19 protein-coding genes are annotated in these 22,401 nt (G+C 66.1%); 9 read left to right on the forward strand and 10 right to left on the reverse strand.

Annotated elements, in window-relative coordinates:
- Positions 1 to 55 precede the first annotated feature (55 nt).
- Positions 56 to 2,425 carry a TonB-dependent receptor gene (locus J2T47_RS18475; protein WP_253449816.1) on the reverse strand — a complete coding sequence of 790 codons (2,370 nt, stop codon included), beginning with the start codon at positions 2,423 to 2,425 and terminating at the stop codon, positions 56 to 58.
- A 310-nt stretch (positions 2,426 to 2,735) separates the two neighbouring features.
- On the opposite strand from J2T47_RS18475, the gene J2T47_RS18480 reads away from it, so the two are divergent.
- The 3 genes from J2T47_RS18480 (at position 2,736) to J2T47_RS18490 (ending at position 5,201) form a co-directional block, all read left to right on the forward strand.
- Complete coding sequence (locus tag J2T47_RS18480; RefSeq protein ID WP_253449819.1) at positions 2,736 to 3,656, forward strand: LysR family transcriptional regulator; 921 nt, start codon at positions 2,736 to 2,738, stop codon at positions 3,654 to 3,656.
- A 559-nt stretch (positions 3,657 to 4,215) separates the two neighbouring features.
- A complete protein-coding gene (locus J2T47_RS18485; RefSeq protein ID WP_253449822.1) occupies positions 4,216 to 4,668 on the forward strand; it encodes a DUF4124 domain-containing protein in 453 nt (150 codons plus the stop codon).
- Between the two features lie 86 nt (positions 4,669 to 4,754).
- Positions 4,755 to 5,201 carry a GNAT family N-acetyltransferase gene (locus tag J2T47_RS18490; RefSeq protein ID WP_253449825.1) on the forward strand — a complete coding sequence of 149 codons (447 nt, stop codon included), beginning with the start codon at positions 4,755 to 4,757 and terminating at the stop codon, positions 5,199 to 5,201.
- Positions 5,202 to 5,205: 4 nt separating this feature from the next.
- Here J2T47_RS18490 and J2T47_RS18495 read toward each other — a convergent pair whose 3' ends face one another.
- On the reverse strand, positions 5,206 to 5,874 hold the full coding sequence (locus J2T47_RS18495; protein ID WP_253449827.1) for a TIGR04211 family SH3 domain-containing protein: 669 nt from the start codon (positions 5,872 to 5,874) through the stop codon (positions 5,206 to 5,208).
- 309 nt (positions 5,875 to 6,183) lie between these two features.
- On the opposite strand from J2T47_RS18495, the gene J2T47_RS18500 reads away from it, so the two are divergent.
- The gene (locus J2T47_RS18500; protein ID WP_253449829.1) at positions 6,184 to 6,519 is read left to right on the forward strand and encodes a DUF2790 domain-containing protein; all 336 of its coding nucleotides are present in this window, start codon (positions 6,184 to 6,186) and stop codon (positions 6,517 to 6,519) included.
- Positions 6,520 to 6,865: 346 nt separating this feature from the next.
- Positions 6,866 to 7,210: a cupin domain-containing protein gene (locus J2T47_RS18505; protein ID WP_253449831.1), complete on the forward strand. Its 345-nt coding sequence runs from the start codon at positions 6,866 to 6,868 to the stop codon at positions 7,208 to 7,210.
- A 47-nt stretch (positions 7,211 to 7,257) separates the two neighbouring features.
- On the opposite strand, the gene J2T47_RS18510 is transcribed toward J2T47_RS18505, so the two are convergent.
- Positions 7,258 to 8,841, reverse strand: a complete 1,584-nt coding sequence (locus J2T47_RS18510) for a carboxylesterase/lipase family protein (RefSeq protein WP_253449833.1) — start codon at positions 8,839 to 8,841, stop codon at positions 7,258 to 7,260.
- A gap of 54 nt (positions 8,842 to 8,895) precedes the next feature.
- A complete protein-coding gene (locus tag J2T47_RS18515) occupies positions 8,896 to 9,984 on the reverse strand; it encodes a polyamine ABC transporter substrate-binding protein (protein ID WP_253449835.1) in 1,089 nt (362 codons plus the stop codon).
- 155 nt (positions 9,985 to 10,139) lie between these two features.
- Between J2T47_RS18515 and J2T47_RS18520 the strand changes: the two genes are divergently transcribed.
- Positions 10,140 to 10,772: a TetR/AcrR family transcriptional regulator gene (locus tag J2T47_RS18520; RefSeq protein ID WP_253449837.1), complete on the forward strand. Its 633-nt coding sequence runs from the start codon at positions 10,140 to 10,142 to the stop codon at positions 10,770 to 10,772.
- 6 nt (positions 10,773 to 10,778) lie between these two features.
- On the opposite strand, the gene J2T47_RS18525 is transcribed toward J2T47_RS18520, so the two are convergent.
- Positions 10,779 to 11,471 carry an MgtC/SapB family protein gene (locus J2T47_RS18525; protein WP_253449840.1) on the reverse strand — a complete coding sequence of 231 codons (693 nt, stop codon included), beginning with the start codon at positions 11,469 to 11,471 and terminating at the stop codon, positions 10,779 to 10,781.
- Positions 11,472 to 11,853: 382 nt separating this feature from the next.
- On the opposite strand from J2T47_RS18525, the gene J2T47_RS18530 reads away from it, so the two are divergent.
- Positions 11,854 to 12,162 (forward strand): NIPSNAP family protein, encoded by a 309-nt coding sequence (locus J2T47_RS18530; protein WP_253449843.1) that lies wholly within the window; start codon positions 11,854 to 11,856, stop codon positions 12,160 to 12,162.
- A gap of 126 nt (positions 12,163 to 12,288) precedes the next feature.
- On the opposite strand, the gene J2T47_RS18535 is transcribed toward J2T47_RS18530, so the two are convergent.
- Genes J2T47_RS18535 through J2T47_RS18545 form a run of 3 tightly spaced genes read right to left on the reverse strand, consistent with a single transcriptional unit; the run spans position 12,289 to position 18,023 of the window.
- Positions 12,289 to 13,707: an efflux transporter outer membrane subunit gene (locus J2T47_RS18535; RefSeq protein ID WP_253450390.1), complete on the reverse strand. Its 1,419-nt coding sequence runs from the start codon at positions 13,705 to 13,707 to the stop codon at positions 12,289 to 12,291.
- Positions 13,708 to 13,712: 5 nt separating this feature from the next.
- Complete coding sequence (locus J2T47_RS18540; protein ID WP_253449846.1) at positions 13,713 to 16,844, reverse strand: efflux RND transporter permease subunit; 3,132 nt, start codon at positions 16,842 to 16,844, stop codon at positions 13,713 to 13,715.
- A 27-nt stretch (positions 16,845 to 16,871) separates the two neighbouring features.
- Positions 16,872 to 18,023 carry a MexC family multidrug efflux RND transporter periplasmic adaptor subunit gene (locus J2T47_RS18545; RefSeq protein WP_253449849.1) on the reverse strand — a complete coding sequence of 384 codons (1,152 nt, stop codon included), beginning with the start codon at positions 18,021 to 18,023 and terminating at the stop codon, positions 16,872 to 16,874.
- 196 nt (positions 18,024 to 18,219) lie between these two features.
- Between J2T47_RS18545 and J2T47_RS18550 the strand changes: the two genes are divergently transcribed.
- On the forward strand, positions 18,220 to 18,780 hold the full coding sequence (locus J2T47_RS18550; RefSeq protein ID WP_253449853.1) for a TetR/AcrR family transcriptional regulator: 561 nt from the start codon (positions 18,220 to 18,222) through the stop codon (positions 18,778 to 18,780).
- Between the two features lie 91 nt (positions 18,781 to 18,871).
- Entirely contained in the window at positions 18,872 to 20,317 is a 1,446-nt protein-coding gene (locus J2T47_RS18555) for a SulP family inorganic anion transporter (protein WP_253449856.1), read from the forward strand.
- Positions 20,318 to 20,390: 73 nt separating this feature from the next.
- On the opposite strand, the gene J2T47_RS18560 is transcribed toward J2T47_RS18555, so the two are convergent.
- Both J2T47_RS18560 and J2T47_RS18565 read right to left on the reverse strand, forming a co-directional pair.
- Positions 20,391 to 20,597, reverse strand: coding sequence for a hypothetical protein (locus tag J2T47_RS18560; protein WP_253449861.1), 207 nt, complete (start codon positions 20,595 to 20,597; stop codon positions 20,391 to 20,393).
- A gap of 53 nt (positions 20,598 to 20,650) precedes the next feature.
- A complete protein-coding gene (locus tag J2T47_RS18565) occupies positions 20,651 to 22,399 on the reverse strand; it encodes a ShlB/FhaC/HecB family hemolysin secretion/activation protein (RefSeq protein WP_253449864.1) in 1,749 nt (582 codons plus the stop codon).
- Positions 22,400 to 22,401: the final 2 nt, after the last annotated feature.

The following is a 22,401-nucleotide window of genomic DNA, read 5'->3' on the forward strand; positions in this document are numbered from 1 at the left end:
CATCGTCCTCTTGCTGTGGCAATAGAGCCGCGCGCCCGGGCGCGGCGGATGGGGATCAGAAGTCGTAGCGAACCGAGGCGCCGAGGGTGCGGGGCTGCCCCACCGAGGCGGTGTAGGAGCCATTGATGCTGGCGAAGGCGGCCAGGTAGTAGTCCTTGTCGAAGGCGTTCTTCAGCCACACCGAGGCGTCCAGCTGGCCGTCACCCAGGTCCTTGCGCAGGCCGACGGAGAAGTTGGCCAGGCCGTAGCCGTCGATCTTCGAGAGGTCGGAGTTGTCCAGCGTGCCTTCGGCCTCGGAGCGGTAGGAGTAGCTGCCGGTCACGTAGGGACGGATGCCGTCGTCGAGGTTCCAGGCGTACTCGCCGTTGAGGTTGGCGATCCACTTCGAGGCGCCGACCACGCGCTGCCCGGTGAGGTCGCAGCTCGCCGGTGCGCCGGGCTGGGTGGAGACTTCCGCCGGGCACGGGGCGTCCTTGAACGACAGGTAGGTGACGTCGTTGTAGGAGCCGTTGAAGTTCAGCGTCAGGCCGCGAATCGGCAGCGCCGTGGCTTCGAACTCCAGGCCGCGCGAGCGCACGCTGCCGGCGTTGGAGAGCACCGAGACCAGCTGGGTCGAGCCCGGCGGCTGGTACAGGGTGGTCGCCTGGTAGCCGTGGATGCCGGTCCAGAAAATGTTGGTGTTGAGCTGCAGGCGGTTGTCGAACAGGGTCGTCTTGATCCCCAGTTCGGCATCGTTGGCGCGTTCCGGGCCGACCAGCAGCGAATCCGCGCCCGCGGTTGGCGCGCTGGCCACGGCCAGGTTCACGCCGCCGGATTTCTCGCCGTGGGACAGCGAGGCGTAGCCCAGCAGGTCGTCGGTGAACTGGTAGCTCAGGCTCAGCAGTGCCGAAGGGGCGAAGCTGTAGAGGCTGAGGTCACCCGAGTCGTAGGCGCCCAGCTGGTTGTTGCGCACCACGGCGCCGACGCCGGTGACCGGCGCGCCACCGGACGGGGAGAAGCGCTGCACATTGGCGTCCTTCTCCTCGTAGGTGCCGCGGATGCCAGCGGTGAAGTCCAGCTTGTCGGTGAGGTGCCAGGTACCCTGGGCAAACAAGGCGAAGCTGTCGGTCTCGATCTTGCCGTTGGCCTTGGAGTAGGTGTTGTTCAGCGCATTCAGGTCGGTGCCCAGCAGGTAGCGGTCGGCCAGCGGGCCATAGCTGGTGAAGGTCTTGTTGCCCAGGTTCTGGTTGAACGCATAGGCGCCCAGCACGTAGTCGAAGAAGCCGCCGGTGGGCGAGGCCAGGCGGATTTCCTGGGAGAACTGGCGGTCGTGGACTTCCACGCCGGTGTTGTTGATCGCCGAGACGTCGAGCTGCTCGTCGTTGGCCGGGGTGAAGTGCCAGTAGCGGTAGGCGCTGATGGACGTCAGCTTGTAGCCACCGTTGAGGTTCCAGTTGGCCTCCACCGAGCTGCCGCCCTGGTGCACGCTGACGTGCTGGCGGGCGTTGATGTTGACCTTGTGTCGGTCCGGGTCGCGGATCGGCGAGGCGCCCACCGAGGCGGCGCGCTGCCAGAAGCGGTCGGCGGCGCCGTACACCACCATGCTGCCGTTGCTGGAGTCCTCCTCGTTGTAGTCATTGATCCATCGCAGGTCGAAGTCCTCGTTGGGCTTGAACAGCAACTGCCCGCGGATGCCCTGGCGCTCGCCGCCATTGAGGGTGTTGTCGTCGTGGATGTTCTTGATGTAGCCGTCATCGCGGGTGCGATAGGCCGAGACGCGACCGGCGAGGGTGTCGGTCAGCGCGCCGGAGACGGTGCCCTTGCCCTGGAAATAGCCATCCTGGCCACCGGAAACCTCCACGCTGCGTTCGGGGCTGAAGGTCGGTGCACGGGTGCTGATGTTCAGCACGCCGGCCGTGGTGTTCTTGCCGAACAGCGTGCCCTGCGGGCCGCGCAGCAGTTCCAGCTGCTCGATGTCCAGCAGGTCGAACACCGCCATGCCCGGGCGGCCGAGGTAGACGTTGTCCAGGTAGACCCCGGCGCTGCCTTCCAGGCCGTCGCTGGCCGGGTTGTTGCCGATGCCGCGCACGGCGATGCTCGACTGCCGCGCGTGGATGAACGCGACGTTCACGCTGGGCAGGATCTGCTGCAGGTCCTGCACCTTGTAGACGCGCTGGGTTTCCAGGGTCTCGCCGCCGACCACGGTGATCGGCGTGGGCACCTTCTGCGAGTCTTCCTCGCGGCGGCGGGCGGTCACGGTGACTTTGCCCAGGGTGGCATCGGCCTTGGCCGGCGCCGCGCTTACAGGTTTGGCGGTCTCACTGGCCGTGCTGCCGTCCTCGGCTTCCTCGGCGAATACCGGCAGGGTGCCGCCCAGGGCCAGCAGAAAAATAGCCGAGCGCAGCCGGCTTGGCTTGAACGGGAAGGGCGAATGTCTCGAAGTCATGCTGTGTCCTTATTTGCCTGCGCCAATCGCAGGCAAAACGGGGCCGCGCCAGGCAAAAGTGGCGAACGACGTTTTTCGGTAGGGGTGGGTGCGGCTTTGGCTGTCAGCGACAGCGGGACAGGCACATTCGCGAGCAAAGGAGGTGCAGGGCTGGCATCGGGCGACTCCTGGTCTGAGCTATATTCTTAGTTCATAAAAGAATAGATGTTTGTTTTATTCTTCATTGACGGAATAAGAGCTTGCATTTAAAACCAGCGCATACCCAGCGGCAAATGCCTTTGCCCTCTATTTTCAATGCCGGAAATGCATCATGGATCTGCGCCAACTCCGCTACTTCATCGCCCTCAACGAACACCGCAGCTTCGTTCGCGCGGCCGACGCCATGGGCATCACCCAGCCGGCGTTCAGCCGCAGCATCCAGGGCCTGGAACAGGAGCTGGGCTGCCGCCTGGTGGACCGTGGCAGCAAGGACCTGCGCCCGACCCCCGAAGGGCAGGTGGTGCTGCAGCACGCGCTGAGCCTGGTGCAGGGCGCCAACAACCTGAGCCACGCGGTGGCCCGGCTGAACAAGCTGGACTCCGGCGAGCTGCGTTTCGGCAGCGGGCCGGCACCGGCGCAGAAGCTGGTGTCCGATGCGGTGTCGCGTTTCGTCCAGCGCTACCCGCGCATCCACATCCAGTTCGGCGTGGACAACTGGGAGCGCTTGGCGCGCAGCCTGAGCCGCGAAGAGATCGAGTTCTTCGTCGCCGACATCCGCCATTTCGAGGCCGACCCGAACTTCCAGACCCGCGCGCTGAAGCCGCGCAGCGGGCTGTTCTTCTGCCGCCAGGGGCACCCGCTGCTGGCCAAGGAGAGTCTCTCCACCAACGACATGTTCGCCTACCCGCTGGCGGCCACGCTGATCCCGCCCAGCGCGCGGAAGATGCTCGCCAACCTCAGCGGCAAGATCGACATCACCACCAATGTGCAGTGTGAGGACATGGCTTCGCTGGTGCGCATCGTCAGCCAGACCGACGCCATCGGCATCGCCGTGGAAGAGGCGCTGAGCGAACCGATGGCGCGCGGCGAACTGGTGCGCCTGCACTTCCGCAACCTGCCTACCAACATCGACATCCTCCAGGCCCGCTGCGGCATCGTCACCCGCAGCGGCGACCGTCTCTCGGCGGCGGCGCGGGCGATGATCGAGTTGCTGGTGGACCTGGATGCGGGGGTGGAGAGCGCGGTGGCGTAAGCCGAGCTTGCTCGCGAACCACCGGCAATGCCGGCGTATGTCCTTGCCGGCGAACCGCCCGACCCATTCTTCCCCTGCAGGAGCAACTGTCTGCGTCTGAAAGTCCGTGCCTGAGGTTCCCCCTCTCCCTAACCCTCTCCCTGAAGGGAGAGGGGACCGTATGGTGCAGGTTGAGACCAAGGCGTCAGTTGGCACGGGCGGCTCCCTCTCCCTTCAGGGAGAGGGCGGGGGAGAGGGTAGGCTGGCACGATATCTCATGCAGGAGCGGGGCCATGCCCGCGAACCGCCGGCAATGCCGGCGTATGTCCTTGCCAGCAAACCGCCCTGGCTGCGGCGCTGAGCGGGCACTGAAACACAACCGGCGCGCACGGCGCCGGTTCTCGGGCCGCAGGGGCGGAGCTCGGATCGCCCGTCAGCCAGCGCCGACCGTGCCGGCCGGTATTTACCGATCCTTTACAGAGCGCCGAAGAACTCGCCGAAACAGCGCATGTCAATCTGATGGCAATCCCAAGGGTCCTGTTTACAGGCAAACCAATGGAGTGGTCAGGAGCATTGCATCATGCGCTTCCCATTCGTCGTGGTCCTTCTGGCCGCGCTGGGTTTCAACACCGCGCAAGCCGAGATCTACAAGTGCACTGTCGAAGGTCGAACGACTTTTTCCCAACATCCCTGCTCCGCCGATGCAATCCTCGTCAAACCCGCTATTTCTCCCCAGCCGACCGACGAAGAGCTCACGCAGCAGGAGGCCGCCAACCAGTCTGTTCGTGTCGCAGCAATGGGGCGCTGGAAATTCCACAAGGTGACGTTCCTGCGCAAGAGACTCAGCAGCCTCGATGGCCGCATTGCCGCATTATCAAGGGAGCGGAGCGCGCGCCTGGATAATCTGCAGCAGGATGCGCTGGCTGAAATTGACGTCGTTAACCTGCAATACAACGTGGACCTGCAGCGCTTGATGGAGGAGCGAGCGGACGTCAAATCACGCCTGGAAGGTATGCTGAGTGCGCCGAAATGAGATTCGGTCGATTCTGCCAGTTGCCACCGGGATCTGACGGATGCGATGGTCAGGTCGTACAGCTTGCTCCTGCCATGGAAACTGCAATGAGCCTCTCGCTCCGACCCGCCCGCATCACCGATGTCCCCTTCGTCCAGCGCGGCGAAGAGGCCTATATCCGCCAGTGGGAGCCTGCCCATGAGGCGCGCTGGCGAGACGACTTCGACCGCCACCTGGCGCGCTGGCTGGAGCACTTCGAGCGGCTGACCATCGCCGAGCTCGATGGCGAGAGCGTCGGCTACAGCCTCTGGTTGCCCGAAGCGGGCACTGCGGAGCTCTGCACCCTGGGCGTCAGTGTGGTGTGGCGGGGAAAGGGCGTCGGTGCTGCGCTGTTGCAGCGCTACATCGCCGATGCCCGGCAGGAAGGCTACACGCGGCTGACGCTCAGCGTGCGCCCCGACAACCCGGCGCGGCGTCTGTACGAACGCGCCGGATTCGAACCGCAGGGCAGCGACGCCCTGGGTTACCGGCAGTACGAATTGCGCATCGACTGAAGCGTCAGACCCACTCGGTGCTGCGTTTGCGGCGCACGCGCAGCATGGTCGGCAGGATCAGCCCGGCGAGCAGGCCGGCGCCGGCGATGCTGCCGCCATAAGCCATGTAGCGCATCAGCACCTGCTTGTTCTCGTCACCCAGTTGCGCCTGGGTATCGCGCAGTTGCGAGCGCGCCTGGTTCAGCTCGGCGTCCAGCGCGCTGCGCGCGGCCTGCAGCTCGTCGATCAGCTTCTTGCGCGCGTCCAGGGTTTCCTGCATGCCCTGCACGCGGTTCTTCCAGGAGTCGTCGATGGTCTGCAGCTGGGTGGTCAGTTCGGTGACCTTCTGCTCCAGCGAGGGCAGGCGCTCGGCCTGGCCCGGCTTCTCCTGCAGGTCCTTGCTGGCAATCCACACGCTGTTGCCGCTGTCGCTGCGCACCTGGCTGTAGTCGCCGGAAGTGCTGACCAGCTGGACCTTCTGCCCGGAGGTGAGGGTGCCGACGATGCGGTAGCCGTCAGTGGGGCCGCTGCGCACATAGGTACTCAGGCTGTCGTTCACCCAGCGCGCGTTGCTGGCGGGCTCCTCGGCCTGGGCCGGGGCGCCGGCGGCCAGCAGGCTGGCGAACAGGCAGGCACCGAGGGCGCGGGGCTGGAGGGGAGAAACTCGTGCGGGGAAGCGACGCGATAGGGACATGGGCAATCTTCACATGACTTGGAACGAAACCCGTCTTGCGGGAGCGAAAACGTCGGCCGGGCAACTTGTTGAGAACTGGCCGGGTGGCCAATGGCCAGAAAACCCACCCGGGGGGCCGACAGCACACAGACAGTTGTCGGACGCTGAGAGTTCACCGCTGGGAAATTGCACGGATGAGTGGTGGGAAATTGCCTGCGCTACCGCGGTAGCTCCTGCCCCGGATAACCGAATCGTCATCCTTGCCTCAGCTTCCCGTTAGCGGCGGCCGCTTAAGGTGGAGTCACTTTCAACCACCACGAGGTGACTGCCATGAAACTCTCCCGCATCTTCCTGAGCGCCGCCCTGCTGGGCGCTTCCTCCCTGGCCCTGGCCGACGGTGGCGGCGACATCACCTTTGCGCGGATGGAACAGGCCCGCCAGCAGGCCATGCTGGCGCGCCAGAGCGCACTGTCGCCGACGCAGATCGCCGAGGCGAAGCAGTACACCTACGGGATGAATCTGGACATCGCCGAAGTCGTGGCGGTGACGCCGATGAGCGCCGACTGCGGCGTGGTGCCGGTACAGCTGCGCTACAGGGACTCCCTCGGCGACGAGCAGGCCATCGAGTACCGCGCCGAGCGCGTTGCCTGCCGCGCCACTCGTTGATTCAGTCGGATGCCGCCGGAAATGTCAGGAGGAAGCGCGTCGGCCCTTCCTCCGAACGCTGCGCGCTGGCCGACCCCATTTGCCTCGGTACAGGGTTTGCTCCCAAGGGCAGGACGGTTGGTGACCGCCTGCTGTTGTTGTTTTTGCTCAGGCGTGGCGAGGGCTACGGGCATCGTGTGGGAGCGTGGATAACGGCGACGTGAGCGGCGGATGACAAATCTGTCAGCAAGGGATGGGAGAAGGGTGGAGCAGCGCTGGCAGACATACCGATGTCGAATCCAGGCAACTCGCTGCGGCGGTTCATGGCTAGGGTGGCGAACCTTCACTGCAACGACCTGGAGCTGTCATGTCCGATTTCATCACCGTGCTGCGCGACACCTGCCCGACGCCCGTGCTGGACGCCACCAAGTGGCAGCGTATCGGCGGCGACCCGCATACCGTCAACCTCAACGCCTACCTGTCGGCGGACGGCAGCAAGATCATGGGCACCTGGATCTGCACCCCCGGAAAGTTCGAGGTGAACTACGAGAAGTGGGAGTACTGCCATTTCCTCGACGGCTACTGCGTCATCACCCCCGAGGGCGAACAGCCGATCCACCTGCGCGCCGGCGATGTTTTCGTCATCGAACCGGGCATGAAGGGCACCTGGGAAGTGGTAGAGACGGTGCGCAAGTACTTCGTCTTCGCCTGACATCGGGCGCTGACGAAAAGGGGAGCCCAGGGCTCCCCTCTGTCGTTTCAGCGTGCCGGGTAGATGTTCTCGAACCACCAGCGGCGGCGCACCGCGTAGGGATCTTCCAGCAGCGTCGGCTGCTGATCCAGGCTGAGCAGGGTGCGCTGCCCGGCGTCATACAGCGGCCAAGGCGGCAGCTTGTCGCCAGGGGCTTCGCTGGCGCCCGCATAGTCCAGCAGCATGCCTTGCATCAGCCGTGACAGGCGATCGCGCTCTGCAGCGTCGGCCGCGTCTTGCGGCTTGCCCGCCAGCAAGCGGCCGACGTAGGTGTCCAGCTTGCCGAAGAAGTAGACCTGGTCGGCAGCGTGCTGGGCGCGCCGGCGCGGGTCGGTTTCGCGGTCGAAACGGTAGACCTGCACCCGGTTCTGCGCCGCCAGGCCCTCTGCGGCCCAGAGTGCGGGCATGACGAAGGCGCAGTCGCCCAGCAGGTGCATGGCGCGGGCGCCGTCGTGTTCCTCGGGGAATTGCTCGCGGTACAGGGCCTTCGCGGAGTCCCTGAGCCGCGGCGGAATGATCGCCAGGCGCTCCACCAGCGCATCGAGGCCGAGGCGGTCGAGGCTGTCGTCCCAGTTCAGCCACAGCCCCATCTCGTAGTGGGTGAAGCCGATCAGGATATCGATGCCGGTGGCGGCGCCGCGCCGGGCGAACTCGATGGGGTCCAGCGCCGCCCTGGCGTGGGTCTTCGGCCAGAACAGCGAGTCCATGTGGAACAGCATGTCGGTGCTTTCTGCCAGGGCATGCACCTTGGTCATCAGGGCGTTGGTGTCCAGTTGCTGCAACTGCCCGAGGCTGTCGATGCCACAGTCGGCGAAGAAGCCGCGCGCGAGTTCCTTCGCCGAGGCGTCGCTGAGGCCGTGGCCGAGGTCGCCGCTCAGGCCCGGCAGGCCGGCATAGCCGCTCATCATCACCACGCGCCGCACCAGCCCTTGCAGATGGCCGCCGGCGAGCAGCCAGCTGATGTCGATGCTGCCGGCGGACTCGCCCATCAGGGTGATGTTGTCGGCGTTGCCGCCGAACCGGGCGATGTTCTGCCGGATCCAGCGCAGCGCCTGGAGCTGGTCGAGCAGGCCGTGGGAATGCGAGCCGGCGAACTCCTCACCACCGAGCACGCTGATGTCGAGGAAGCCGAACAGGCCGAGGCGGTAGTTCAGCGAGACGAACACCACGTCGCCGTGCTTCGCCAGTACGTCGCCGTGGTAACACTTCAGGCGGCTGCTCTCCAGCCAGTTGGCGCCGCCGTGAATCCATACCACCACTGGCTTATCCGTGGCGCCGGGGTCGCGGGTCCAGACGTTCAGCGTCAGGCAGTCCTCCGAGCCCACCCAGGGACGCCCCGGCACTGGAGCGTGGTCGCTGAACTCCGCGTACTCGCCCTCGGTTTCATCGAACAGCTGCGCGGCCGCCGAGCCGAAACGCTCGGCGCTGCGCACTTCCTTCCAGGAACCATGGGGTTGCGGTGCGCGGAAGCGCAATTCGCCCAGGGGCGGCTCGGCATAGGGAATGCCGAGATAGCGGTACAGCCCGCTGGCTGGGTCGAAGGCGCCGCGCAGCGGGCCCTGGGCGGTGTGGACGAGGGTCTGGTCGGTCATCGCGAAGTTCCTGGGACGGGCGCAGGCACCCGTCGTTGCAGCGGAAAAGGGGAATCAGAGGCCGCTCTTGAAGCGGTTCCAGGCACGGGTCATCAGGCGCAGGTCTTCCGGCGTCGGGTTGGACTGCCAGAACATCTTCTGGCGCACCGCTTCTGGCGGGAACACCGTGGGGTTGTGCGCCACCTCTTCGGGCAGCAGCGCCTGGCTGGCGGGCACTGCGGTGGCATAGCCGACGGTGGCGGTGAAGTCGGCGCTGACCTTGGGTTCGAGTATCTGGTTCATGAAGCGGTAGGCGGCTTCGGGGTTGGGCGCGTTGCGCGGCATGGCCATGAAGCCGAACCAGGCGACCGTGCCTTCCCTGGGCGCGATGTAGCGGATCTCGTCGGCCTTGCCGGCTTCCTGGGAACGGCGGCGGGCGATTTCGACGTCGCCGGACCAGCCCAGGACCAGGCAGACGTTACCGTTGGCCAGGTCGTTGATGTAGCTGCCGGAGTTGATGTAGCGCAGGCTCGGCTTGATCCCGTCGAGCAGTTGGTTGGCCTTGTCGAGGCTCTCCCGGGTGGGTTTCTGCGGGTCGAGGCCGAGGTAGTTGAGGACGATGGGGTAGACGTCCTCGGGGCTGTCGATCAGGCCGACGCCGCAGTCCTTGAGCTGGCTGGCGTTGGCCGGCTTGAACAGCAGGTCGTAGGAGTCCAGCGGAGCATTGGGCAGGCGCTTGGCGACCTGCGTCGCGTTCACTCCCAGGCCGGTGGTACCCCAGTCGTAGATGAAGGCGTGGCGGTTGCCCGGGTCCTTGCCCTCGACGAATTTCATCAGTTGTGGGTCGAGGTTCTTCCAGTTGGGCAGCTTGCTGCGGTCCAGCTCCTGCAGGGCACCGGCTTTTGTCAGTTGCTCCAGCGAGGTGCCCGAGGGCACGACCACGTCATAGCCGCTATTGCCGGTGAGCAGCTTCACCATCAGCGTCGACTCGTTGTCGAAGGTGTCGTACTGCACGCTGATGCCGGTGGCGGCCTGGAAATCCTTGATGGTGTCCTGGCCGATCAGGTCGGACCAGTTGTACACGCGCACCTGCTGCTGGGCGGCGCCCGCAGCGGGGATCGAGAGCGCGGCGAGCATGCCGAGCGCCAGCTTGATGCCATTCATCTTCGGTGGACCTCAGGAGTTCTTGTTGTCGTGAAAACTGTATTTTTCTACAAAGTTGTAGTCAACTACAATTTTGTTGCCGTGCCCGGGTGGCTTTCCCGATGCCATGGCTTGAGTAGAATGCATCCCTGAACAAGAACCGACACGGAGCCGCCATGCCCGCCCGCAAGCCCGCCGCCGAGACCTCGCTGCGTGAACGCAAGAAGGAAAAACAGCGCCAGGCGCTGATCGACACCGCCACCGAGCTGTTTCGTGAGCGAACCTTCGCCAACACGCGGATGGAGGACATCGCCGCGGTGGTCGAGGTGGGGGTGACCACGGTCTACAACTACTTCCCCAGCAAGCACGAGCTGCTGGTGGCGATCATCGACAACCAGGTGACGCTGGCGCAGCACAAGGTCGGACGGGTGCTGGATGCGTTGCCGGAGGAGCCGGTGGAAGGGCTGGCGAAGATGATCGGCGCCGACTACGGCAACATGGACCGCATCGAGGACAAGCGCCTGTGGCGCGAACTGCTGGCGGTGATGCTGTTCGCCAGCGCCGAGCACGGCGAGATCGAGCAGTCACGCAATCGCTTCCGCGAGGCCCTGGGCCGGGCGCTGGTGACTTACATCGAGCGCGGCAGGCTGCGCGCCGAGTGCGAGGTGGAGGCGGTGGTGGACATCGTCTATGCCATCTACGCCTACCACTTCCGCAGCCTCGCCTGTGCCGACAAGGCGCGTACGCGCGACGCACTCAGGCTGGTGCGCCGGGACATCGAGGTGCTGCTGCGAGCACACCTCGTCTGAGCCGAATTACTGCGGCCCGTCGCTGACCGACCAGCTGGCCGCCGACACGTAGGGCGCCAGGGCGAGCTCGCCGACCAGGGCTTCCAGCAGGCTGTCCTTGTCGGCGGGGGCCAGCACGAGGGCGGCGACTTCCACCTCGCCGCCAGTCTTGCGCGCGTGGCTCTCCAGGCTTTGCAGGGCGAGGCCATTGGCGCTGAGGCGGCGCAGCAGGGTGGAGCGCACCAGGGCTTCCTGATGGCCTTCGGTGACGGCCTCGATGGTGTAGTAGCGCTCGCTGCTCGGCTCGATGGGCGCGTGGCGCTGGATCCAGCGGGTCACCGAGGGCAGGGTCAGGTTGCACAGGACGATCAGCAGGGTGGCGGTCAGCGCTGCCGCAAGGAACCCGCTACCCGCCAGCACGCCCACTGCGCCGGTACACCAGACCGTGGCCGCGGTGCTCAGGCCGCGCACGCTGAGGCCGTCGCGCATGATCACGCCGGCGCCGAGGAAGCCGATGCCGGTGACCACCTGGGCGGACATGCGCACCACCTGATCCTCCGCACCCATGAGGAAGGGCAGGGTGGCGAAGGTGGCCGCGCCGAGGGCGACCAGGCCATGGGTAGCGACGCCAGTGAAACGCTGGCGCCACTGGCGCTCCATGCCGATCAGCGCGCCGAAGCAGAGCGCCGCGAAGAGGTCGAGGAAGATGTCGAAGGACATGCCTTTGTACTCCGCGCCGGCCTCGTGCCGGCGCTCGTGGAATGGGGCTTCGTGCCCCCGGTGGATAGGAAGGTGCGGTCAGTCTAACGGGCTGGCCAGATAACCGGGGTGATATGTGGCAGCCCCGCCCGGACTGGACCTGTAGGAACGAGCTTGCTCGCGAACGGGCCTCCCGGCACCTCCGCCGTCAAGCGGTTTGCGAGCAAGCTCGCTCCTGCGGCGCATGGCGTTGCGAACAATGCGTGAGGCGCCCGGCCCTTGTCCGCGATCGTGCGCATGGCGCGCTCCTGCACGAGCGCCCGCGCAAGGTCGAATCCCTGTACCGATGACCGGCTTTGCCCGGTACAGTGGCCGTCCCTTTCACCGGAAGAGAGTCGGCAAGATGGTTACCTGTTACCTGCGTTATGTGCTGGATCCATACAAGCTCAAGGAATTCGAACACTACGGCCGGTTGTGGATCCCGCTGGTGGAGCGCTTCGGCGGCCAGCACCACGGGTACTTCCTGCCTTCGGAAGGCGCCAGCAACATTGCCCTGGCGATGTTCACCTTCCCCAGCCTGGCCGACTACGAACGCTACCGGCAGGCGTCCATGGACGATCCCGAATGCCAGGCGGCGTTCCGTTATGCAGAGGAAACCCGCTGCATCCTCAGCTACGAGCGCAGCTTCTTCCGGCCGGTGTTTGGCGGCTGACTTTCGTGCACCAGTGCGGCGGATAACCCGTTCCGGGTTATGCGCCCTACACGTCGCGTCGACCTGGCCGGTAATGCGCAGGGCGAATAACGCCTTGGGCGTTATCCGCCGTTGCAGGGCAGAAGATCATCGTTGCGCCGTGACGTCACCGCTCCAGCCGCCGCCGAGGGCGCGGAACAGGTCCACCAGGGCGATCTGTCGCTGGGTGCTGGTCTCGATGTAGGCCGACTCGTTGACGAAGTTGCTGCGCTGCGCGTCGAGGTAGCGCAGGTGACTGTCGACGCCGCCCTCGTAGCGTGCCTTGGCCAGCTTCAGGGTTTCGCTGGTGGTGTCGGCCAAGGCCCGGCGTGCGGCTTCCTCGCGGCGCAGGGTGTCGGTCGCGGCGAGCGCATCGGCCACTTCGCGGAACGCCGTCTGGATGGTGCCTTCGTAGGCGGCCACCGCCGAGTCCTTGCGTACCTTGGCGAGGTCGAGGTTGGCGCTGTTGCGGCCGGCATCGAAGATCGGCAGCGACAGGGTCGGCACGAAGCTCCACGAACGCGAGCCACCGTCGAACAGCCCGGACATCTCTGCGCTGGAGGTGCCGAAGCTGCCGGTCAGGCTGATGCGCGGGAAGAACGCCGCGCGGGCCGCGCCGATATCGGCATTGCGCGCCTTGAGCACGTGCTCGGCGGCGAGGATGTCCGGGCGTCGCTCGATCAGTTCCGACGGAGTACCCGGCGCGATGTCCTGGATCAGCATGGGCTTGTCCTGCGGCACCTGCGGAATGCGCTTGGCCGCATCGCTGGTGCCGAGCAGCAGCACCAGGGCGTTGAGCGCCTGCTGTTTCTGCCGGGAATTGCTTTCCAGCTCCGCGCGGGACTGTTCGACCAGCCCCAGCGCTTCCTGATAGTCCAGCGCCGTGGCCGCGCCGGCGCTGCGCCGCTGGCTGATCAGGCTCAGCGAATCCTCGCGGCTGGCCAGGGTCTGCTCGGTCAGCAGGTGGCGGCGCTGGGCGCCGTCATAGGTGAGGTAGGCCTGGCTGACTTCGGCGATCAGCGCGATGCGCGCACTGCGGGCGGCTTCCTCGGTGGAGAGGTACTGCTCCAGCGCGGCGTCGGTCAGGCTCTTCACCCGGCCGAACAGGTCCAGTTCGTATTCAGGCAGCGCCAGGCCGACCTGATAGCTGCTGCTCACCGCCGAGCTGCCGCTGTTGGACAGGTCCGCCGGCAGCCGCTGGCGATTGCCGTTGGCGGCGCCACTCAGGCCAGGCACGCGCTCCGAGCGCTGGATGCGGTACTGCGCGCGGGCCTGTTCGATGTCCAGCAGGGTCTGGCGCAGCGAGCGGTTGTTGTCCAGGGCGACGTTCACCAGCTTGCGCAGTTCGCTGTCGACGATGAAGGTCTGCCAGTCGAGGTTGCTGGCCGTGGTACCGGGCTGGGCGGCGGGGCCGCTCCAGCTCTGTGCCACCGGTGCTTCGGGGCGCTCGTAGGTGGGTGCCATGGAGCAACCGCCCAGAATTATCGCCAGCAGCAGCGCGCTGGCGGCAAAGGCGGGTTTGCGCAGGGAAGTCATTGCGCGGCCTCCGTGGGTTGATGCGCAGTTTTGGGTTGGCGACGCAGCAGCGACAGCATCCAGACGAAGCAGATGGGCACGAAGATCACCCCCAGCAGCGTGGCGCTGAGCATTCCGCCGATCACCCCGGTGCCGATGGCGCGCTGGCTGGCGGCGCCGGCGCCGCTGGCGACCACCAGGGGCACCACGCCGAGGATGAACGCCATGGAGGTCATGATGATCGGGCGGAAGCGCAGGCGCGCGGCCTGGATCGCGGCGTCGCGCAGGCTGTGGCCCTGTTCCCAGAGCTCCTTGGCGAACTCGACGATGAGGATCGCGTTCTTTGCCGCAAGACCAATGATGGTGATCAGGCCGACCTTGAAGTACACATCGTTGGGCAGCCCGGTGACTGTCACCGCGAGCACCGCGCCGAGGGCGCCGATGGGCACGATGAGCATCACCGACAGCGGGATCGCCCAGCTTTCGTAGAGCGCCACCAGCAGCAGGAACACCACCAGGATCGCCAGGGCGAACAGCTGGGTGGCCTGGCCACTGGCGACCTTCTCCTGGTAGGAGAGGCCGGTCCACTCGTAGCCGATGCCGGCCGGCAGCTCGCTCACCAGACGCTGCATTTCGGCCATGGCTTCGCCGGTGCTGACGCCGGGTGCGGCGTCGCCGGAGATGCGGATCGACGGGTAGCCGTTGTAGCGCGCCAGCTGCACCGGGCCTTCTTCCCAGCGGGTGCTGACGAAGGCGGACAGCGGCACCAGCTCGCCGGCGCTGTTGGGCACGTAGAGCCTGAGCACGGCTTCCGGGGTCATCCGGTCGCCCTGTTCGGCCTGCACCACCACGCGCTGCTGGCGACCGGCGTTGGCGAAGTCGTTGATCACCGAGGAGCCGAAGGCGGTGGACAGCGCGCTGCTGATGGACTCGAAGCTGACGCCCAGGGTGCGCGCCTTCTCGCGGTCGATCTCCAGGCGCAGCTGGGGTGCCTCGGCGAGGCCTTCCATCATGGCGTAGAGGATTTTCGGGTTGCCATTGGCTTTGCCGAGCAGCTGGTCGCGGGCTGCCAGCAGCGCCTCGCGGCCAAGGCCGGCGCGGTCCTGCAGGCGCAGCGAGAAACCACCGGAGTTGCCCAGGCCGTCGATGGGCGGCGGGGTGACGGCCATGATCGCTCCGTCGCTGATGCCGGCGAAGCGTTCGTTGATCGCCGCGGTTTCCGCTTCGGCGGACTGCGATTGGTCACGTACGGACCAGTCCTTCAGGGTCGGGAAGGCCAGCGCGGCGTTCTCGCCCATGCCGGAGAAACTGAAGCCCATCACCAGGAAGGACGAGGCCACTGCTTCGCGGGACTTGAGGAACTGCTCCAGCTCCTGGCCGGTGATGTCGGCGCGTGCACGGGTGGCGCCCGGCGGTAGCTGGATGTCGACGATCATGTAGCCCTGGTCTTCCACCGGCACGAAGGATTCCGGCAGGCGCAGGTAGCTGTAGCCGAGCAGGGCGACGATGCCGGCGTAGATCAGCATGTAGCGCCCGGCGCGCTTCACCAGCGCGGTATTGAGCAGGGTGTAGCGCTCGGTCAGGCGGTTGAAGCCACGGTTGAAGGCGCCGAAGAAACCGCGCTTCTCGTGGTGACCTTCGGGGATCGGCTTGAGCAATGTTGCGCACAGTGCCGGGGTGAAGGTCAGGGCGAGGAAGCCGGAGAACAGGATCGACACTGCCAGCGACAGGGAGAACTGCTGGTAGATCACGCCGACTGAGCCGGCCATGAACGCCAGCGGCATGAACACCGCCGACAGCACCAGGGTGATGCCGATGATCGCGCCGGACACCTGGCCCATCGCCTTGACCGTGGCGGCGGGCGGGGAGAGGCCTTCCTCGGCCATGATCCGCTCGACGTTCTCCACCACCACGATGGCATCGTCCACCAGGATGCCGATGGCCAGCACCATACCGAACATGGTCATCATGTTCACCGAGAAGCCCAGCAGGTACATCATGGTCAGCGTGCCGAGCAGGCACACCGGCACCACGATGGCCGGGATCAGCGTGTAGCGCACGTTCTGCAGGAACAGGAACATCACCAGGAACACCAGCACCATGGCCTCGAGCAGGGTGTGGATGACCTTCTCGATGGCCACGTCGACGAAGCGCGAGGTGTCGTAGGGCACCGAGTACTCGACGTCGTCGGGGAAGTTCACCGACAGCTCGGCCAGGCGTTCCTTCACCAGCGCGGCGGTCTGCAGCGCGTTGGCGCCGGGGGAGAGCTGGATGGCGCCGGCCACGGTGGGCTTGCCGTCCAGGCGCGCGGTGAAGTTGTAGCTTTCGCTGCCCACTTCCAGGCGCGCCACGTCGGCGAGCTTGACGGTGGAGCCGTCCGGGTTGGCGCGCAGGACGATGCGGCCGAACTCCGCCGGGTCGTCCAGGGTGCCTTTCACCGCGAGGGTGGCGGTCAGCTCCTGCTCGCTGCTGCCGGGGGAGGCGCCGAAGCTGCCGGCCGGCACCTGCACGTTCTGCCCGCGAATGGCGTTGCCCACGTCATCGATGGACAGCCCGTAGCCGACCAGCTTCTGCGGGTCGATCCACACGCGCATGGCAGCTTCGGAGGAGAAGAACTGCAGCTTGCCGACGCCTTGTACACGGCGCAGCTCGTTGTTGATGTTGCGCGCGGCGTAGTCGCCCAGGGCGGTGGTGTCCGTGCGCGCGGAGCCTTCCTTGTAGTTGAGCGCGTAGATCAGCAGGAAGCCGGCGCTGGTCTGCTCGACCTCCAGGCCCTGGGTGAGCACGGCCTGCGGCATGCGCGCCTCGGCTTTCTTCAGGCGGTTCTGCACGTCCACCTGGGCCAGCTCCGGGTTGGTGCCGGGCTGGAAGGTGACCACCACTTCGGCCATGCCGTTGGAGTTGCTGGTGGATTCGAAGTAGAGCAGGCCCTTGGCGCCGTTGAGCTCCTCCTCGATCACACTGGTGACCGAGTCCACCAGCACCTGCGCCGAGGCGCCGGGGTAGGTGGCGGTGACGGTGATCTGCGGCGGCGCCACGCTGGGGTACTGGGCCACCGGCAGCAGCGGAATGGCCAGCAGGCCCGCCAGGGAAATGAACAGCGCCACCACCCACGCAAAGTTGGGGCGCTTGATGAAGAACAGTGACATGGGGAATTCCTCGCGGCGACTTTCGCCTTACTGGCGCGACGCCTGCTGTTGCTGCTGGGCTTGACGGGCTTCGACCTTGGTGCCCGGCTGCAGGCCGGTGAGGCCGCCGACGATCACCTGGTCGCCGCTGGCCAGGCCCTGGCTGATCTGCCAGCGCGAACCCTGCATGGCGCCGGTCTGCACCGGGCGGGTCTCGACACGGCTGCCTTCGCCGATCACCAGCACGTGGGCGGTGCCGTCGGTAGCGCGCTGCACGGCGCGTTGCGGCACCAGGATGGCCTTGGCGTCGGTGCCTTGCGGGGCGGTGACACGCACGTACATGCCCGGCAGCAGCAGGCCGTCGGCGTTGTCGAACTTGCCGCGCAGCGAGACCTGGCCGGTGCCACGGTCCACCGAGATATCGGTGAACAGCAGCTCGCCCTGGCGCTCGTACTGCGTGCCTTCGACGCGCAGGCTCAGGGCCTGGCTCTGGCCGGCGGGGAGGTTGCCGCTTTTCAGTGCCTCACGCAGGCGCAGGGCGTCGGCCACCGGCTGGGTGAAGTCGGCGTAGATCGGGTCGAGCTGCTGGATGCGCGCCATCAGCGTGGCGTCGCCCTGGCCGACCAGCGCGCCTTCGGTTACCAAAGCCCGGCCGATGCGCCCGGAGATCGGCGCCTTGACCGAGGCATAGCCCAGGTTCAGCCGCGCGGTTTCCAGGTCGGCCTGGGCCGAGCGCACCGAGGCCTGGGCGCTGCGCAGGTCGGCGGTGGCGGTGTCGAAGTCCTGCTGGCTGACCGCTTCGATCTTCACCAGCGGCTCATAGCGCTTCACCCGTGCCTGGGCTTCCTGCTGTGCGGCCTGGGCGCGCGCCAGTTCGCCTTCGGCGCGGGACACAGCGGCCTTCAGCGGCGCCGGGTCGATCTGGAACAGCAGGTCGCCGGCCTTGACGTCGGCGCCTTCCTCGAAGCGCTTCTGCATCACGATGCCGGCGACCCGTGCACGCACTTCGGCGACGCGCATCGGCTCGATACGCCCCGGCAACTCCGAGGTCAGGGTGAGGGGTTCGGTCGAAACCGCCACCACATCCACCGGGCGAGCCGTCTCGGCGGCTGCCTGCGGCTCGGCGGATGGTCCGCAACCCGCCAGCGCCAGCGCTGTCACCAACGCACTGATTGTCCCTACTGCACGCAACCTGCCCATGTTTCACCCGGGGTCTGTCTTTCTAAGAGGTTGCGTATGATCTTTCCGAAGTTAAAATGAGTCAATATTGACTCATGTGAATCAAGTGTGAACAAAGATGTCATTTCCTTTGGTGGGTTGGGACTTTTTCTGCACAATGCACCCCATCCCACCTTTCCCTTGACCCTCTGACCGGTCACCGACCCGAGGCCCGCTGATGTCCCTGACTGCCCACGATGAAAGACTCCTCAAGGCGCTCGCCGCCGCTATCGTCGACCGCCCCCGGGCGACGCTGAAGGAACTCGCAGAGTCGGCAGGGGTGAGCAAGGCGACGTTGCACCGCTTCTGCGGCACACGCGACAACCTGGTGGAAATGCTGATGGGGTATGGCGAGCGGGTGCTCAACCAGGTGGTCAGCAATTGCGAGCTGGAGAGCGCCGAGCCCCTGACGGCATTGCGCAAGCTGATCCAGGAGCACCTGACGCATCGCGAAGTGCTGATTTTCCTGATGTTCCAATACAGCCCCGATAGCCTTGACCCCTGCATGGACGGTCGCTGGCAGTCCTACAGTGATGCGCTGGATGCCTTCTTCCTCCGTGGCCAGCAAGCCGGCGTGCTGCGCATCGACGTGACGGCGGCGGTGTTCACCGAACTCTTCCTTTCGATGATCTACGGCATGGTCGATGCGGAGCGTCGCGGGCGGGCGGCCAGTTCCAGTTCGGCGACCGTGCTGGAACAACTGTTCCTGAACGGCGCAGCGGCGCCCGCCAAGGCCTGACGCACTTCCATGCGGGATTAGCGGGTGGTGGCTGGGAGCGGTTTTCCGTACCATTGCCGGCCCTTCGTGATCCCCGCTTCCGAGTAGAAAAATGAAACCCGCCCGCCTGCGTGCCGATGTCCTGGCCGGACTCACCACGTCCTTCGCGCTGGTGCCCGAGTGCATCGCCTTCGCCCTGGTCGCCCACCTCAACCCGCTGATGGGGTTGTACGGCGCCTTCATCCTCTGTACCCTCACCGCGCTGTTCGGCGGCCGTCCCGGCATGGTCTCCGGCGCCGCTGGCTCGATGGCGGTGGTAATTGTCGCGCTGGTGGTCCAGCACGGTGTGCAGTACCTGCTGGCGACCGTGCTGCTGGGCGGTGTGGTGATGATCCTGTTCGGCCTGCTGCGTCTGGGCAAGCTGGTGCGCATGGTGCCGCACCCGGTGATGCTGGGCTTCGTCAACGGTCTGGCCATCGTCATCGCCATGGCCCAGCTGGAGCACTTCAAGGACGGCGAGCACTGGCTCAGCGGCAACCCGCTGTACGTGATGCTGGGCCTGGTGGCGCTGACCATGGCGGTGGTCTATCTGCTGCCGAAGCTGACCCGCGCGGTGCCGCCGGCGCTGGTGGCGATCCTCGGCGTCGGGCTGGCGGTCTACCTCCTGGGCCTGCCGACCCGCACCCTGGGTGACATGGCGCACATCGCCGGCGGCCTGCCGCAGTTCGCCTTGCCGGACATCCCGTGGAACCTGGAAACCCTGCGGATCATCGCGCCCTACGCTTTCCTGATGGCCATGGTTGGCATCCTGGAAACCCTGCTGACCCTCAACCTTACTGACGAAATCACCGAGACCCGCGGCTTCCCGGACCGCGAGTGCGTGGCCCTGGGCGCGGCCAACATGGTCTCCGGCGCCTTCGGCGGCATGGGCGGCTGCGCGATGATCGGGCAGACCGTGATCAACCTCAGCTCCGGCGGTCGCGGCCGGCTCTCCGGCGTGGTGGCGGGGGTGATGATCCTGCTCTTCGTGCTGTTCCTCTCGCCGCTGATCGAGCGCATCCCGCTGGCGGCGCTGGTGGGGGTGATGTTCGTGGTGTCCCAGCAGACCTTTGCCTGGGCTTCGCTGCGAGTGTTGAACAAGGTGCCGGTGAGCGACGTGCTGGTGATCATCGCGGTGACCGCCATCACCGTGGCGACGGACCTGGCCACTGCGGTGTTCTGCGGGATCATCCTGGCGGCGCTGGATTTCGCCTGGAAGCACGCCCGCGAGCTGTACGCGGACATCCATGATGAGGCCGATGGCAGCAAGCTGTACCGCGTCCACGGTACGCTGTTCTTCGCCTCCACTACGCCGTTCCTCAACCAGTTCGACCCGGCGGGCGATCCGCAGCAGGTCACCCTGGACTGCGCGCACCTGAGCTTCGTCGACTACTCGGCGATCGCCGCGCTGATGACCCTGCGCGAGCGCTACAGCAAGGCCGGCAAGCACCTGCGGGTGGTGCACCTGTCGGAGCGCTGCAAGCAGTTGCTCAAACGAGCCGGGGCGCAGCACGCCTGAGTGCTCCTGCAACAGAAAAAAAGCCCCGCGTCCGCGGGGCTTTTTCATGTCGATGCAAACCTGCAGGTTGGCCTCAATGCTGCGGCGAAGCCATCTGCTGGTAGGCATCTTCCAGCGCATCGGCGTCGCGCATCAGCTGGCGGGCGGCGCAACGCAGCCGGCGGTTGAGCTCGGCGCTGGCGATGAAGGGAGCGAGTTCGCGCAGCAGTTGCGCGGCCAGTTCGTTGTTGTAGGCGGTGGAGCGCACGCAGCGCAGCGCCTGGATATCCGGGTCTTGCATGGCGGTAGCCTCCGGTTGGCGGCGGCCGATATGCCCGGCCGCCGGTTAGCAGCTCAAAAGAGCTTGAGGAAGTTCAGGTAGAAACGCGGTGCCTTGCCGTTGTCGTCGTCCAGTTCCTTGGCGGATACCGAACGGGTCAGCGGGAAGGCGACTTCCGGCGAGACGTAGGTGTCCTTGAACACCTGCAGGTGGGCGCCGACACCGGTGGAGGACAGACTTTCGCTGCTGATCCAGCTGGGGTCTTCGCTCCAGACCTTGCCGAAGTCCCAGAACGCGTAGTACTGGGTAGGCACCGCATGGTCTCCGAAGGTGTGGAGGCGGTTGTACTGCACCTCCGTTTTCATCGCGAAACCCTTGTCGCCGGTGATTTCCGACGGGTCGTAGCCACGGCCGAACTCGCTGCCGCCGACGCCGAACTGTTCCGGCGAAAGCAGCGCCTGGCCGAACGAGGTCTGCGCGGTGCCGGCAATGTACAGGTTCATGCCGTCGATGATCTTTGAAAGGTCCTGCAGCCGCTGGGCGTCGACCTGCAGCTTGGTGAAGTCGGTCCTGCCGCCTTCGCGTGAGGGGTTGGCGCGGTCTTCCTGGCTGGCGCCCATGATCTTCAGGCCCTTGCTCAGCTCGGCCTTGACCAGGTTCGTGCCGCCGAAGTCGTCGAAGAAGTCGTAGCTGGCGCCCAGGCGGATGGCGCGGATGCGGTCGTCGCTGGACGGCGGGTTGTGCGGATCGTCGAGGTACTCGGACTTGCCGTTGTACCAGGTGAAGGCCGCCGAGGTCTTGAAGGTCTGGTCGCGCTGGCGGATCCACGGCCGGGTGATGCGCACCGCGAGCGTGTCGCCGGAGCTGTTGGCGTCGAGGAAGGAGTAGGTGTCGGCCTGGCCGTCGTTGTGCTGGGCGAGGAAGCTCAGCACATCGCCCTGGCCGCCCACCGGCAGGTCGTACTGGCCTTCGAAGAAGGTCATCTTGTCGCCCTCCACCGATTTCCCCGCGCGCACGCCCAGGTGGTCGCCACGGCCGGTGAGGTCGTTTACGCCAACCCCGCCGTAGACCTGCCAGGGGCCGAAGTAGCGGCTGTCGCGGTTGTCGAAGCCGAAGAAGCCTTCGTACTTGCGAACCTGGTTGTCGACGATCAGGTCGGTGCCCTGTGCCACCGGTGAGGCGGCGAGGGTGGCACGGCTCTGCTGGCCGGACAGGTCGTTCATCAGCAGCAGGTTGCGTTCGAGGGTGGCGCTTTTCGGCGGCACTTCCTGGCGGATGTTGTCGGCGTAGCGCTGCACGGCCTTGTTGCTGTCACCCTGCAGTTTCACATCGTTGACCCGGCCCTCGAAGACCTGGATCAGCAGCTCGCCGTTCTCCAGGCGCTGCTCTGGCAGATAGGCGCGGGCCAGCAGGAACCCGGCCTGGCGATAGCGCTGGGTGATCTGCGCAACCACCGCGTCGACCTCGCCGAGGGTGACCCGGCGGCCTTCGATCCTCGCGGTGAGTGCTGCAAAGGCTTGCGGCGCGTAGAGCGTGGTGCCGCGGATGATCACCTTGTCGACCTGGAAGCGTGTGGTGTCGTTGGGGTTCACCTGCATTTCGGCTGGCGGGGCTTCTTCGCCGGGGACTACCACGGTGTCGGGCAGTTGCAGGGTCGAAGGCATCTGCGTGGAGCTTTCACGGCCGCCGTCGGGGCGGGGGATCTCCACCCGGCCGGGGTCGAGCTGGGCGCGCGGCCCGGCGAACGCCGGAGCCTGGGCCAGCAACAGGGCGGAGCACACGGCAACCGCCAGGATGTGCAGTTTCGAAGGAATGCCTTTCATGG

Source organism: Pseudomonas nitroreducens (genome assembly GCF_024170165.1).
Lineage (GTDB): Bacteria > Pseudomonadota > Gammaproteobacteria > Pseudomonadales > Pseudomonadaceae > Pseudomonas > Pseudomonas nitroreducens_C.

What these genes read in the sequence shown, in the direction of transcription:
- J2T47_RS18500 (WP_253449829.1), top strand. Translation starts at nt 6,184, where the DNA reads ATGAAACTCTCCCGCATCTTCCTGAGCGCCGCCCTGCTGGGCGCTTCC.
- J2T47_RS18480 (WP_253449819.1), top strand. Translation starts at nt 2,736, where the DNA reads ATGGATCTGCGCCAACTCCGCTACTTCATCGCCCTCAACGAACACCGC.
- J2T47_RS18515 (WP_253449835.1), bottom strand. Translation starts at nt 9,984, where the DNA reads ATGAATGGCATCAAGCTGGCGCTCGGCATGCTCGCCGCGCTCTCGATC.
- J2T47_RS18545 (WP_253449849.1), bottom strand. Translation starts at nt 18,023, where the DNA reads ATGGGCAGGTTGCGTGCAGTAGGGACAATCAGTGCGTTGGTGACAGCG.
- J2T47_RS18555 (WP_253449856.1), top strand. Translation starts at nt 18,872, where the DNA reads ATGAAACCCGCCCGCCTGCGTGCCGATGTCCTGGCCGGACTCACCACG.
- J2T47_RS18560 (WP_253449861.1), bottom strand. Translation starts at nt 20,597, where the DNA reads ATGCAAGACCCGGATATCCAGGCGCTGCGCTGCGTGCGCTCCACCGCC.
- J2T47_RS18525 (WP_253449840.1), bottom strand. Translation starts at nt 11,471, where the DNA reads ATGTCCTTCGACATCTTCCTCGACCTCTTCGCGGCGCTCTGCTTCGGC.
- J2T47_RS18550 (WP_253449853.1), top strand. Translation starts at nt 18,220, where the DNA reads ATGTCCCTGACTGCCCACGATGAAAGACTCCTCAAGGCGCTCGCCGCC.
- J2T47_RS18530 (WP_253449843.1), top strand. Translation starts at nt 11,854, where the DNA reads ATGGTTACCTGTTACCTGCGTTATGTGCTGGATCCATACAAGCTCAAG.
- J2T47_RS18505 (WP_253449831.1), top strand. Translation starts at nt 6,866, where the DNA reads ATGTCCGATTTCATCACCGTGCTGCGCGACACCTGCCCGACGCCCGTG.
- J2T47_RS18540 (WP_253449846.1), bottom strand. Translation starts at nt 16,844, where the DNA reads ATGTCACTGTTCTTCATCAAGCGCCCCAACTTTGCGTGGGTGGTGGCG.
- J2T47_RS18475 (WP_253449816.1), bottom strand. Translation starts at nt 2,425, where the DNA reads ATGACTTCGAGACATTCGCCCTTCCCGTTCAAGCCAAGCCGGCTGCGC.
- J2T47_RS18565 (WP_253449864.1), bottom strand. Translation starts at nt 22,399, where the DNA reads ATGAAAGGCATTCCTTCGAAACTGCACATCCTGGCGGTTGCCGTGTGC.
- J2T47_RS18485 (WP_253449822.1), top strand. Translation starts at nt 4,216, where the DNA reads ATGCGCTTCCCATTCGTCGTGGTCCTTCTGGCCGCGCTGGGTTTCAAC.
- J2T47_RS18490 (WP_253449825.1), top strand. Translation starts at nt 4,755, where the DNA reads ATGAGCCTCTCGCTCCGACCCGCCCGCATCACCGATGTCCCCTTCGTC.
- J2T47_RS18495 (WP_253449827.1), bottom strand. Translation starts at nt 5,874, where the DNA reads ATGTCCCTATCGCGTCGCTTCCCCGCACGAGTTTCTCCCCTCCAGCCC.
- J2T47_RS18520 (WP_253449837.1), top strand. Translation starts at nt 10,140, where the DNA reads ATGCCCGCCCGCAAGCCCGCCGCCGAGACCTCGCTGCGTGAACGCAAG.
- J2T47_RS18510 (WP_253449833.1), bottom strand. Translation starts at nt 8,841, where the DNA reads ATGACCGACCAGACCCTCGTCCACACCGCCCAGGGCCCGCTGCGCGGC.